The sequence below is a fragment of the Halopseudomonas sp. genome, assembly GCF_047631575.1.
Classification (GTDB): domain Bacteria; phylum Pseudomonadota; class Gammaproteobacteria; order Pseudomonadales; family Pseudomonadaceae; genus Halopseudomonas.
The window spans coordinates 442,839-456,226 of the sequence record NZ_JBLIAB010000002.1; the positions used below are offsets into that span (position 1 = coordinate 442,839).

The window sequence follows — 13,388 nt, forward strand, 5'->3', positions numbered from 1 at the left end:
CAGTAGGGCCCCCTGGCGAGCCACTGAAAAACCTTGCGGCAATTATTAGCGAAAGCGCGTATACTATCTGATCTATTTATTCCCCAAGGTTTACTCCAAGTATGTCCGATACCGCTCCGGCGGCACCTCAGTTCGCCGACTTAGGCCTGCCTGCACCACTTCTCGAGGCGATTACCAGCCTCGGATATGAAACACCCTCTGCCATTCAGGCCGAGGCTATTCCTACACTACTAGCCGGCGAGGACCTGCTCGGCTTGGCCCAGACCGGCACTGGCAAGACAGCCGCCTTCGCGCTGCCCGTTCTGGCTGGCATTGACGTCAGCGTGCGTGCGACCCAGGCGCTCATACTCACGCCCACGCGTGAACTGGCCTTGCAGGTTGCAGAAGCGTTTCAGCGTTATGCGCAGAACATGCGCGGCTTTTCCGTGCTCGCACTGTACGGCGGCTCGCCGTTCGCGCCTCAATTCAAGGCGCTTGAGCGCGGCGCCCATGTTGTGGTGGCGACACCCGGCCGCCTGACCGACCACATGCGTCGCGGCAGCATCAAATTCGAGAACATGCGTTTCCTGGTGCTCGACGAAGCGGATGAAATGCTCAAGATGGGTTTTGCTGACGACCTTGACGCGGTATTCGAGAAGGTTCCGGAAAATACTCAAAAAGCACTTTTCTCCGCGACCATGCCAGCAGGCGTGCGCACTGTTGCCCGCAAGCACATGCGTGACCCGAAGGAAATCCGTCTGCACAGCGGGGTGAGCAGCAGCCTGGATACCATTACCCAGATCGTCTGGGAGGTGTCCAACCACCACAAACTCGATGCCATGACACGCTTGCTCGAAGTTGAGCCCGTCGAAGCCATGATCGTGTTCGTGCGGACCAAGACTGCCAGCATGGAAATTGCCGAGCGACTTGAAGCCCGCGGCTTCGCCGCCGCCGCACTGAATGGCGACCTTAGCCAGCAGTTGCGTGAACAAGTCGTTGATCGCCTCAAACGCGGTCTGCTCGATATCGTGGTCGCAACCGACGTAGCTGCCCGCGGCTTGGACGTTGAGCGCATTTCCCACGTACTGAATTATGACGTGCCGCACGATAGTGAGTCCTACGTGCACCGTATCGGCCGAACTGGTCGGGCCGGGCGTTCGGGCACAGCGATTCTATTCGCCACACCGCGCGAACGCCGTCTTCTTCATCTGCTGGAAAAGGCCACCGGCCAGAAAATCCAGAGCCAGGCATTGCCTAGCGCCGATGCTGTCCGCAGTGGCCGTCTGACCAAGCTCGCCAAGCGCATCAATACCGCCCGCGAGACAACCGGTGCTCTGCATGAAAAGCTGGTCGCCGATCTGATTGAGCTGACCAGTCTAGAGCCGCAAGAATTAGCCGCCACGCTTCTGGCAATCATGCCCAGCGCCAAGACTTTGGTCGAGCCGGTCAAGGACTTGCCTACTGCTGCACCGGCTAGCCAGAATGACGGCTATGCCGATCGCGACAGCGGTCTGGTACGTTACAAGGTCAAGGGCGGTCGTTCCAATGGCCTGATGCCCAAGCCTCTGGTCGATGCACTATGCCGTCACGGCGGCCTTCAGCGCCAACAGATCGGACACATCAAACTGTTCAATGAACACAGCGGTGTCTACCTGCCGGAACTGAACGAAGCCACATTGGCTCGCCTGACCTCGGTCGAGATCAATGGCGTAGCGCTTCAAATCCGTGCCTGGCCTTTGCCTCCGGGCGAGTCCGAGCCACCGACGCGCCCGCGTCCGCGCAAGGATTTCGCCAGCAAGCCTCGCAGCACCAAGCCTCGTCCGACCAAGTAACTTTCGTGCCGGAATGGATTGATATCGGCGTCAACCTGACCGACTCCGCCTTCGACAGTGATCGAACGGCGGTACTCGAACGGGCTTGGCAAGCCGATGTCAGCCAGATTGTTCTGACTGCTACTTCGTTGGCGGTCAGTCATCAGGTACAACCTTTCTGCGCTGAATACCCTGACCGCCTGTTCTGTACCGCCGGAGTGCATCCGCATCATGCAGACCAGTGGACTAGCGAAGTGGCGGCTGAATTGCGCAGCCTCTCAGCCGCCGACTGCGTCAAGGCTGTTGGCGAATGTGGTCTCGACTACAATCGTGACTTCTCACCCCGTCCCCAGCAAATCAAAGCACTCGAAGCACAGCTGCAACTGGCAGCCGAACTGCAGCTGCCCGTGTTTTTGCATGAACGTGAGGCGAGCAAGGTACTGATTGATATTCTGCGCCATTACCGGGACGACATTCCCTGCGCAGTGGTGCATTGCTTCACTGCTGACCGTGAAGCGCTGTATCCATACCTGGACATGGACCTGCATATTGGCATCACCGGATGGATATGTGATGAACGCCGTGGAAGCCATCTGCATTCGCTAGTTGGCGACATCCCCGCCGGTCGGCTGATGATTGAAACCGATGCGCCTTGGCTGACACCCAGAACATTACGACCCAAACCAAAAAGAGGTCGCAACGAGCCCGCTTTTATTCACTCTGTCGCCAGCATGCTGGCAGCGTGTCGGAATGAATCCATCGAGCAGCTCGCTGCACACACCAGTGCCACGGCCAGGACGTTTTTTGACCTACCCTTTCCGACCTGCTCTACACCAAAAGCTGAATCCGGCTGTCGATAAACTGCGCAGCCCCTTGGCGGCGACCTGCAATTGCGACATGATGCCTGTGAATACAACAAAGTCAGGCATCACACCTGCTCACTGGCTTGTCAGCAGACCCTGGAGTAATCAGCAGATCATGCGATCCTTCTTTCGCCATCTTGTTTCTACCACCGCCATGCTCACTCTGGCCACGAGCGCATGGGCAGCCGATTCCGGCACGCTGCCAGCAACTGTAAAGCAATCACTGGAGGCGGCAAGGGTTCCGCTGGACGCCATGTCAATGGCCGCAATTCCCCTTGAAGGCCAGGGTATGGCTCAGTTTATTAATGCCGACAAGGTCGTCAATCCCGCATCCACAATGAAGCTGGTTACTACCTATGCTGCGCTGGAATTGCTTGGCCCCACCTACAGTTGGCGCAGCGAGTTACTCGGCACCGGACCGGTGAGCAATGGCGTACTCGAAGGCGACCTGATTTTCCGCACAAGCGGAGATCCCAAGATGACGCTTGAAAGGATGTGGAGCCTGTTGCGTGAACTTCGCGCGGCCGGAGTGAGGGAGATAGCTGGCGACCTGATTCTTCAACCCGCCGATATCCGGCTGCCAATTAATGCCCGCCCCTTCCCGGACGATGGCAACGACCCGAGTAAACCCTTTCTGGTCGAGCCTGACCCGCTACTGACTAATTTGAAACTGTTGGTACTCAGCAGTTACGGTGAAGACAACGGTGTGCGCATTCATCTGGAACCTGCGTTACCCGAGATCACGATCGTCAACCAGCTTCGTTTGCTGGAACCCGTCTCCAACTGTCCGTGGCCCAATGTTACCTATGGGATAGATGACCAGGGCACCCATGCCACCGTCACACTCGTCGGCGCTCTGCATAAGGGCTGCTCGGTACAACGCTACATGTCTGCGCTCGACGCACCAACCTATACTGGCAGCACGCTGCGCACACTCTGGCGTGACATGGGCGGCGCCGTGCGCGGCACCACCCGCGTAGGTCAGGCGCCATCAGGTGCTCGTAGCCTGGCGCGCAGTGACTCACCCGATCTGGTGACCGTCATCCGCGACATCAACAAGTTCAGTAATAACACCATGGCCCGACAACTGTTTCTGACCATCGGTCGCGAGACCCGCAATGCCACTGACCTTGACGACCAGCAGGCGGCCGTCCGCAGTATCAACAAATGGCTCAACGTTAAAGGTATCCAGCCGACTGGGCTGGTCATGGAAAATGGTTCGGGATTATCGCGTATTGAACGGTTAACCGCTCGGGACATGGCGATGTTGCTTCAGCAAGCGTGGAAGAGCCCCTACTCCGCCGAGTTCATCGCTTCGCTGCCACTGGCCGCGATGGATGGCACCATGCGTCGCCGGTTGCGCAATACCTCGGTAGCGGGCCAGGCGCATATCAAGACAGGCTCGTTAAGCGGCGTTCGCGCGATTGCGGGCATTACCCGGGATGCTAATGGTCAGAGCTGGGCTGTCGCAGCAATCGTTAACCATGCAGCGGCCGGTGCCAGCCGGGAAGCGCTGGATAGAGTGCTGACGGACGTCCACCGTCGTGCGCCCACCAACGTTGCCGCCAACCGGTAGGCTGCGGCGGCAACGGGCAACGCGTTAGACGGATTCGGACGCGGTACGACGGGTAATACACCAGGTACGGTGTATCCGCGTATTGCGATGGAAGTCCTTGTCCAGAGTCTGTGCGGAAATATCACTGACAAGGTATTTTTCGTTCAGCTCTCGGTCCAGACGAAACCGCCGGAAGTTGTTCGAGAAATACAAAGTCCCGCCCGTCGCCAATCGCAACATGGCCATTTCAATGAGGTGCACATGATCGCGCTGCACGTCGAACACATCGTCAAGCCGCTTGGAATTTGAAAAAGTCGGAGGGTCGATAAAAATCAGATCATATTCACCGCGGTCGGCTTCCAGCCACTGCATCACATCGGCGTGCACCAATTGATGCAAGTCAGATAAGCCGTTCAGTGATAGATTCCGTCGCGCCCAATCGAGATAGGTCTTGGACAAATCGACACTGGTTGTGCTGCGAGCGCCACCAACAGCCGCATGCACAGTAGCGCTGGCCGTATAGCAGAAGAGATTGAGAAAGCGCTTGCCGCGGGCCTCAGCAGCCAGCTTGAGGCGCAGAGGTCGGTGATCAAGAAAGACGCCGGTATCCAGATAGTCGGTCAGATTGACCAGCAGCTTCACCTGCCCTTCTCTAACCGTCAGAAACTCACCCTTGCGATCCATGCGCTGGTACTGCTTGCTCCCGCTCTGGCGCAGGCGTTGCTTGAGTACCACCCGACTGGCCGGAATGCCAAGCACATCGGGTAGCGCGATCAGCACATCCTGCAGTCGACTGCGCGCCTTGTCTTCGCTAATAGTCTCGGGTGCCTGATATTCCTGCACATGCACCCAGCCATCATACAGGTCGATGGCGACCGCAAATTCAGGCATATCGGCATCGTAAACCCGATAGCAGGTAACGTCATTCTGGCGTGCCCATTTCCCAAGGTTCTTCAGATTCTTTTTCAACCGATTGGCGAACATCTGTGCTGACTCGCTCAATCGGGCGGTTATCGCTGGCTCGGCAGGAACCGCTGAAGAGCCAGTCGGTTTCGGGTCAGGTACTTGAGCAGCATCCGCGTCCACAGGCTTCGCGAGGGGTTTCGCGCTACCGCTAGCGCCGGTTACATAGCGTTCGGGCTGCAGATCCATCATCAGTAATTTGCAGGGTAAAGCGCCGTTGAACAGTGCGTACTGTTTGTGACTGCGAATCCCCATGCGCTTGCCAAGATCAGGATTGCCGGTAAAGATAGCGGCTTGCCAACCGGTGCAGCGCTCGCGTAGCACCTCTCCCAGTTTCTGGTACAGGTATACCAGGCTCGCTTCCTCACCGAGACGCTCGCCGTAAGGTGGGTTACAGACAATCAGACCGGCCTGACCGCGATCGGGATGGGGAGCAAAGGTTGCCAGCTCTCCCTGATATACCTTGACCCAATTACCCAGACCTGCCCGCTGGATGTTGTTGCGCACCGGCTGCAGAAGGCGCGGATCAGCCTCGTAACCGCGAATCCAGAGCGGCTCGGAAGCAAGACCCACTTCGGCCCTCTGTCGCCCCTGAGTATGCAAGGTGTTCCACAAGGCGGAATCGTGCTGTAACCAGCGACTGAAACCGAACTGTTCCCGCTGCAGATTGGGCGCCATGTCGGTGGCCATCATCGCAGCCTCGACCAGAAAGGTACCTGAACCGCACATGGGGTCTGCCAGGGCGCCACCGTCCGCAGCCAGTTGTGGCCAGCCGGCGCGGATCAGAATAGCGGCTGCCAGGTTCTCTTTAAGCGGTGCTGCGCCCTGTTGCAGGCGGTAGCCGCGTTGATGCAGGCTGTGACCCGACAAATCCAGAGCTAATTGTGCTTCGCCACTACGGCAGTGCACGTTGATACGCAGATCGGGATTCAGCCTATCAACCCCTGGACGCGTTCCATCGGGCTGACGCAGCCGGTCAACTATTGCGTCCTTGACCTTAAGGGCGCCGAAATGGGTATTGTCGATTCCGGGCAGTATGCCAACGAAGTCCACACTGAGAGTCGCTTCAACCGGCATATGCGCTGCCCAATCGATCGCCGCAACACCATCGTACAGACCCTGGGCGTCAGCCACGCTGAAACGATTCAGCACCAATAGGACCCGGTTGGCCAGTCGCGACCACAAACAGATACGGTAACCCAGCTCCAGATCGCCACGAATGCTGACCCCTGCAACGGTTTCCTTAGCCGCGTCAGCACCCAATGCATTCAATTCGTCGAGCAGCAACCCTTCGATGCCTTTCGGACATGTAACAAAAAATTCAAGACTTTCATGCATCTGTTTGATTTCCAAAACTTTGTGTATTTGGCGTTGGCAGTTTTAGTACCGAGACCACTAAAGAGCAATTCAGCTATGCCAAATCAGTCTTTCAGTACCCTCAATTGATAGGGTACAACAGGACAGGACTCGATAACGGGCAAACCTCTTGGGAAGTCAGAACAGTTGATCGACTTCCCCGGCAAGACAGGAGTTTCCTGCCATGCCAACCCCCAGCATTGCCGATCTGCAAGCTGGGTTTGTTCTAGCATATGAGGGCTCTACTGTATGAGAAGACTCAAGCGTGATCCGATGGAACGAGCATATTTACGCGGTTATCAGAATGGTGTTCATGGCAAATCCCAGGATTCCTGTCCGTTCAACAGTCCCAACACCCGCCAGAACTGGATCAATGGCTGGCGTGAGGGGCGAGCAGATCACTGGGCCGGTTATACAGGTATTTCCGGCGTACATCGCCTTAACGAGATGCGCGCGGTAGGTTAAATTCCCGATATAACGTTTTCCCCATGGCGCTTCCCTAGAGCGCCGCCCCCCGTCGGGGCCCTTCCGGCCTTCGCCATGCGAAGGCCGGTTTCCCGGGGCAGAAAAATCTTCAACCGGAACCTGTGCATTTTTCAATTGTTACTTCTGTAACGCGGCTATGGCGTCCACACATTCGCCGACAAGTTCCGGCCCGCGGTAGATAAATCCACTATAAAGCTGAACCAGACTGGCACCCGCATGGATCTTGTCTGCCGCGTCAGTACCGGACAAAATACCTCCCACACCAATAATGGGTATACGACCTTTTAACTCACCAGCCAACAGACGCACTACTTCAGTAGCAACATCGGTTAGTGGCCCGCCAGATAACCCACCGATTTCATCGGCGTGCTCCAATCCCACTACTGCCGTGCGCTCAAGGGTGGTGTTCGTCGCAATCACCGCATCCATGCCTTCCTCAACCAGCACTGCAGCTATCAAGGCTAGATCCTCCGGCAGAACATCCGGAGCAATCTTAATCGCTATGGGCACGTATTGGCCGTGCATCGCAGTCAATTCGCGTTGGCACTGCTTGATACTTTCAAGCAGCCGCTTGAGGGTATCGCCATATTGAAGCGATCGCAGACCTGGGGTGTTAGGAGAGGACAAATTGACGGTCACATAACTGGCCCGTGTGTAGACCTTGCGCAGACAGTAAAGATAATCATCTACCGCACGGTCAACCGGTGTAACCGCATTCTTGCCGATATTCACACCCAGCACACCTGCAAAACGCACGGCGTCTAAACGCTGCAACAGCGCCTCAACACCCAGGTTATTGAATCCCAAACGATTAATAATCGCGCTTTGCTCGGGCAACCGAAACATCCGTGGCTTGGGATTGCCCGTTTGCGGCCGCGGAGTAACGGTACCCACCTCGAGAAAACCGAATCCCATCGCCGCCAATCCATCGACAGCAAGAGCATTCTTGTCCAAGCCCGCAGCCAGACCCACTGGGTTATCAAAGGTAAGCCCCATAACCTGAACCGGCTGAGGCGTCCTCGGCCTGCACAACTTATCCGCCAGACCAAGTCGACCTGCAGCACCTAGCATATCCATCGTCAGATCGTGCGAGGCCTCTGCGGGCAGGCGGAAAAGCAGTGAGCGAAGCATGGAATACATGAGTCAGAGCCTTGTGAATGATTTTCAGCGAATAGTATACCTGTTAGACACGCACTTGGCGGCTAACAGCGAGCTATTGGCCCAAACGCTGAAGGGAAACCAGCTTGCCATCACTAGTGAAGCGCATGAGAAAACTGCCGTATATTCCATCGTGCGTAAGGAAGGGCCGCAAATGGTGCGCCGGCAGGCTAACGCGCCTGCCGTCACGGCTATGCATCAATACACGGTTAGCATAGCCACGATACCAAGCCAGATAACGCTCGGCCGGAACCGCTATATCCACAACCAATTGCTGCTCTGCGGGCAATCCGAGATCCTCTGGATGCAATAGATTTAAGACGCTCAGTTAACTGCATGTCGGGATGCCTGCGCAAGATCCAGCAATTCACGCATGGCTACAGCCACCATCGGATAGTCACCACCACTCGCGTTCTTCAGATCCGACATCATCACCCGCCAGCGTTTCACCATCAGCGGATTAGTTGCAACCCACTCCTTAACCAGCGCCTCAGGGGTAGATTCCTCGTCACGATCATGCAGTACCGATACAGTCATCATTCTAGCCTGTGCATCAAGGTCATCACGATAGCTTTCTCGCGCCAGAGCTTGCCAGTGATTGTCCACTGGCAATCCGTTGATCTGTTGTCCAAACCAGGGCAATTGCAGCTCACTGCCCAGCGCAAAGAACACCTGAGCGACGCGCTGTTCAGGCTGACCAGTGGCATCAGCGGCTTCGATAATACCCAACAAGGTAAAGCAATGACTGGTTCCGGCTACCAGACGTGCTATAGCCTCTGGAACACCTGCAGTCATATAAGCCTCGAATCGCGCCTGCCATTGGCCGTGAACCTGTCCTTCGAGCAGGCTATCGAATTGCGCTGCCAGGGTTTCCACTATGGGTGCAAAATGTGCCACTTCACGTTCAGGCGTCAGATCACTGCGGCGGTTGCGCACAAACCAGCGCGTTGCCCTGCGCCCCAGTTGCATTAAATTGTCCATCATTTCCAGCTGTATTTCCGACGTAACCTGATAGTCCAGCGACTCAATAGAGGCAAAGTGTGCCTGAAGCTTGAACACGTCACGGGCTACCACATAGCCACGCGCTAACTCACTCGGCAAAGAACCGGTTGACTGCTGTAGCCGACGCAGGAAGGTAATACCCATGTGGTTGACCAGGTCGTTAGCCAGTTGCGTAGCGATAATCTCACGCCACAACCGATGATTATTCAGCGCTGCAGGATACTTTTTCTCCAACACCGAGGGGAAAGCGGTCCCCAGTTCCCGAGCCAGATAGCTATCCTCTGGCACACCGGACGCGACCAGAGCCTCCTTCAGATCGGCCTTGGAATAAGAGATCAAAATCGACAACTCAGGACGGGTCAGACCTAAGCCTCGAGCTGACCTTTCAGTCAACTGTTCGTCATCGGGAATGAACTCAAGCGACCGATTGAGCTTGCCACTACTCTCCATGGCGCTGATAAAACGGCGATACTCGGTCATGGCCTTGACGGCCTGACGTTGGGCCAGACTGATCGCCTGGGTTTGTTTGTAATTATTGGCCAATACCAGTTCGGAAACATCATCGGTCATACTGGCGAGCAATTTGTCGCGCTGCTTGCCAGTCATGTCCCCCGCCTGAACAACCTCGTTAAGCAGGATCTTTATGTTGACTTCATGATCGGAACAATCGACACCGCCCGCATTATCGATAAAGTCGGTATTCACCGCTCCGCCCTTGAGACAGAACTCGACTCGCCCAAGCTGGGTCATACCCAGGTTGCCACCCTCGCCGATCACCCGACAGCGCAAGTCGCTACCATTGACCCGAAGGATATCGTTAGCCTTGTCTCCCACATCCATGTGGCTTTCCTTGGAGCTCTTCACATAGGTGCCGATACCTCCATTCCAGATCAGATCGACGGGAGCCTTGAGCAAATGATTGATAAGCTCGTTAGGCGTAAGCTTTTCTGCTTTTATGGCAAAGAGTTCGCGCATCTGGGAGGTCAGGATAATCTGCTTCAGACTCCGCTCGAACACGCCACCGCCGGCCGAAATAAGGGTGGTCTTATAGTCGGTCCAACTTGACCGCGGCAGATCAAACAGCCGCTGACGTTCTTCGAAACTGGTTTCTGGGTCAGGATCAGGGTCAATGAATATATGCTGGTGATTGAATGCTGCTACCAATTTCAGACTGCGTGAAAGCAACATGCCGTTACCAAAAACGTCTCCAGCCATATCGCCAATACCCAGCACAGTAACGGGCTCTGTCTGGATATTGACTCCCAATTCACGGAAATGCCGCTGGACCGAAACCCAAGCGCCTTTCGCGGTGATACCCATCTTTTTGTGATCGTAGCCAGCGGATCCGCCAGAGGCGAAAGCATCTCCCAACCAGAAATTATAATCAGCTGCAATACCGTTGGCGATGTCGGAAAAGGTGGCGGTGCCCTTGTCGGCTGCAACCACCAGATACGGATCGTCTTCGTCATGGCGCACCACCTGATCAGGCGGCACAAGCTCACCGTCAACAAGATTATCGGTCAAATCGAGCAGGCCACGGATGAACAGCTGGTAACAGGCGATGGCCTCCTGTTGCACCTCGTCACGGGTACCTCCGACCGGCAACCGACGCGGTACGAAACCACCCTTGGCCCCCACGGGAACAATAACCGCATTCTTGACCTGCTGTGCCTTGACCAGTCCAAGAACCTCGGTGCGATAGTCTTCCTCGCGATCAGACCAGCGCAGCCCTCCCCTTGCGACCTTGCCGCCGCGCAGATGCACACCTTCGAACCGGGGCGAATAGACGAATATTTCGTACATCGGCTTGGGCAACGGCAATTCAGCGATCGCACGCGGATCAAGCTTGAAACTGAAATAGTCCTTGACACAGCCCTGAGCATTATTCTGGTAAAAATTGGTCCGCAAAGTGGCCTTGATCAGCTCCAGGTAGCGTCGCAATATACGGTCCTCGTTGAGGACTGGCACCTGATCAAGAGCACCGATAATCGCCTGCTCCAGACGCTGTTGCATCTCATCTAAATCCACTGGCGTCAGCTTGCGCGCCAGGTAGAAACGAGTTTTGAAAAGGCGTACCAGCTCCCGGGCTATGTCCACATGGGCGACAAGGGTGCTGGCAATGTAAGGCAGCTCGAAGCCGAGCCTGATCTGTTTTAGATAACGCGCGTAGGCGCGAAGCAAAGCCACATCGCGCCAGGGCATTCGTGCCAGAAGCACCAATCGATTGAAGCCGTCATTCTCTGCGGCGCCCCGCCAAGTTTGCTCGAAGGCATCACGAAACAGATCGTTGACCTCATGAATATCCAGCTCACGGTCCAGCGCAAAGGTAAACTCGAAATCGTGAATCCAGAACTCCTCTCCGTCGTGCCTTTTAAAACTGAACGGGAATTCGCCCATCACCCGCAAACCCAGATTTTCCAGAATCGGCATCACATCGGACAGGGGCAAAGGCTCGCCCAGATGGTAAATCTTGCAATGCAACACCCCCGCCTTCTGGGATAGAGGTTGATAAAAACTCATAGCCAGAGGACTTTCGGTAGTCAACGACAGGAGGTGTTCCATGTCCACCACACCGCTGGCCGCGTTGAAGCGTTCGGCATAGCCCGCAGGAAAGCCGTCGGCAAAGTCCTCGAGCACCGCTGTCGCAGAAGCCTCACCGAGACTCTCGTTCAGACGGTCACTGAAATCATCGTGCCAGTCACGACAGACACGGATGATGTCTTGTTCGATTTTCAGCGGATCCACTACTAGCTTCCGCTTGGGGTCGACACTCAGAATAAACTGAGTACGAGCCAACACCGACTCAGAGAAGTAGGTCCAGAACTCACAGTCACTGGCCTGCAACCGATCCCTCAAAACCCCTTCAATTTTCAGTCGAATTTCAGTGGAATAGATTTCCCGTGGCACATAGACCAAGCAATAGTAGAAACGACCGTAGTTGCCGCTGCGCAGAAACACACGAATCTGGTTGCGCTGCTGAATCTGCACAATACTCAAGGCGGTGTCGCGCAACTCTCCCTCGGACATCTGGAACAAATCATCGCGGGGCAACACCTGCAAGGCCTGATCCAGCTCTTTGCCAAGATGGCTGTGGGAGGTAAAACCAGACGCGGTGCGCACAGCTGCCACCTTTTGCCGCAAATGTGGAATACGCTCCACCGTATCGGCGTAGACACGGGAGGTATAGAGACCCATAAAACGATGCTCGACAAGCACCTTGCCCTTGTCATCAACCTCACGAATGGATACATAGTCTGGATAAGCAGGCCGATGCACCTTGCTCGATTGCGAAGCCTTGGCAAAAGACAGCAATACCGGTGCACGCAGATAATCCACAACCTTGTCCGGCAGACCAGTCAACGATTCATCACGCGGATTGAGTGCCAGAACACCCAGACAATGATCCGGTAAAATGCCTAGCTGCTGGCTTTTCAACCCTTCGTTGATGCTGAAGCATTCATAACCAAGAAAGGTGAAATGGTCATCCAGCAACCAGGCAATGAACGCCTCACATTCCTTGCGCTCGGCAGCCGGAAAAAACCCAAACTTCTTGCTTTTGAGCGACTTCATAAGCGCCCGAGCCTGCTCTCCCATTGCAGCAAAATCCACGACAGCAGCCCGCACGTGACTTAGCACCTCCCCCAGCGACGTGGCTACGCGCTTGAGCTCAGCAGCACTAGCGCAGCGATCAATCTCGATGTACATGACCGACTCGAACTGTGCCTGAGTCGACTTGCTATGTGGATCAAGAACACTTTCGAGTACGCCCTCGCTGTTGCGCTTGACTGCCATGACGCTGTTCTGCAGCGTATGAATGGCATAGCCCTGACGGTTGAGCAGCATCCGTACAGAATCAACCAGAAAAGGTGAGTCACAGTGTAGAATCTCAACCACCGAATGGGTCGATTGCCAGCCATGCTGTTGGATGTCTGGATTGAATACTCTCAGCTTTTCGCCCTGCCCGTCATAGCTCTGGAAAAAGCGCCAGAACGATAACGTGCAACCCAGCAGATCCGTGTCGTGCCGGGCCAACAGTTCCTCCAATGGCACAATGCCGAAGAACTGATCACTGAACTTGGTAATCGCGTCCTTTTCATCTGGCTGTACAAGTTTCAACAAGCGAATTTGCAATATACTGAGGAATTCTTCTCTACTGCTGGCCATGATAAATGCCATGCTGCCTCCGGATTAACCTGCAACTCAGGCGTTTGCAGG

At 55.5% G+C, this 13,388-nt stretch carries 8 protein-coding genes; 4 read left to right on the top strand and 4 right to left on the bottom strand.

Annotated features, from left to right (window positions below):
• The first annotated feature begins 101 nt into the window (after positions 1-101).
• The 3 genes from ACJAXR_RS06105 (at position 102) to dacB (ending at position 4,229) form a co-directional block, all read left to right on the top strand.
• The gene (locus ACJAXR_RS06105) at positions 102-1,811 is read left to right on the top strand and encodes a DEAD/DEAH box helicase (RefSeq protein ID WP_415057357.1); all 1,710 of its coding nucleotides are present in this window, start codon (positions 102-104) and stop codon (positions 1,809-1,811) included.
• A gap of 5 nt (positions 1,812-1,816) precedes the next feature.
• Positions 1,817-2,650, top strand: coding sequence for a TatD family hydrolase (locus tag ACJAXR_RS06110; protein ID WP_415057358.1), 834 nt, complete (start codon positions 1,817-1,819; stop codon positions 2,648-2,650).
• 118 nt (positions 2,651-2,768) lie between these two features.
• Entirely contained in the window at positions 2,769-4,229 is a 1,461-nt protein-coding gene (gene dacB, locus ACJAXR_RS06115; protein ID WP_415057359.1) for a D-alanyl-D-alanine carboxypeptidase/D-alanyl-D-alanine-endopeptidase, read from the top strand.
• Between the two features lie 24 nt (positions 4,230-4,253).
• On the opposite strand, the gene rlmKL is transcribed toward dacB, so the two are convergent.
• Positions 4,254-6,509 carry a bifunctional 23S rRNA (guanine(2069)-N(7))-methyltransferase RlmK/23S rRNA (guanine(2445)-N(2))-methyltransferase RlmL gene (gene rlmKL / locus ACJAXR_RS06120; RefSeq protein WP_415057360.1) on the bottom strand — a complete coding sequence of 752 codons (2,256 nt, stop codon included), beginning with the start codon at positions 6,507-6,509 and terminating at the stop codon, positions 4,254-4,256.
• A 267-nt stretch (positions 6,510-6,776) separates the two neighbouring features.
• On the opposite strand from rlmKL, the gene rmf reads away from it, so the two are divergent.
• Positions 6,777-6,992: a ribosome modulation factor gene (gene rmf / locus ACJAXR_RS06125; protein WP_415057361.1), complete on the top strand. Its 216-nt coding sequence runs from the start codon at positions 6,777-6,779 to the stop codon at positions 6,990-6,992.
• A 138-nt stretch (positions 6,993-7,130) separates the two neighbouring features.
• Here rmf and ACJAXR_RS06130 read toward each other — a convergent pair whose 3' ends face one another.
• The 3 genes from ACJAXR_RS06130 to ACJAXR_RS06140 form a co-directional block, all read right to left on the bottom strand.
• A complete protein-coding gene (locus ACJAXR_RS06130; RefSeq protein WP_415057362.1) occupies positions 7,131-8,153 on the bottom strand; it encodes a quinone-dependent dihydroorotate dehydrogenase in 1,023 nt (340 codons plus the stop codon).
• A 73-nt stretch (positions 8,154-8,226) separates the two neighbouring features.
• Positions 8,227-8,460, bottom strand: coding sequence for a DUF2835 domain-containing protein (locus ACJAXR_RS06135; RefSeq protein WP_415057363.1), 234 nt, complete (start codon positions 8,458-8,460; stop codon positions 8,227-8,229).
• Positions 8,461-8,495: 35 nt separating this feature from the next.
• Positions 8,496-13,349, bottom strand: a complete 4,854-nt coding sequence (locus ACJAXR_RS06140) for an NAD-glutamate dehydrogenase (protein WP_415057364.1) — start codon at positions 13,347-13,349, stop codon at positions 8,496-8,498.
• Positions 13,350-13,388: the final 39 nt, after the last annotated feature.

Coding starts and splice junctions, on each gene's coding strand:
- ACJAXR_RS06105 (WP_415057357.1), top strand. CDS start 102: ATGTCCGATACCGCTCCGGCGGCACCTCAGTTCGCCGACTTAGGCCTG.
- dacB (WP_415057359.1), top strand. CDS start 2,769: ATGCGATCCTTCTTTCGCCATCTTGTTTCTACCACCGCCATGCTCACT.
- rlmKL (WP_415057360.1), bottom strand. CDS start 6,509: ATGCATGAAAGTCTTGAATTTTTTGTTACATGTCCGAAAGGCATCGAA.
- rmf (WP_415057361.1), top strand. CDS start 6,777: ATGAGAAGACTCAAGCGTGATCCGATGGAACGAGCATATTTACGCGGT.
- ACJAXR_RS06130 (WP_415057362.1), bottom strand. CDS start 8,153: ATGTATTCCATGCTTCGCTCACTGCTTTTCCGCCTGCCCGCAGAGGCC.
- ACJAXR_RS06140 (WP_415057364.1), bottom strand. CDS start 13,349: ATGGCATTTATCATGGCCAGCAGTAGAGAAGAATTCCTCAGTATATTG.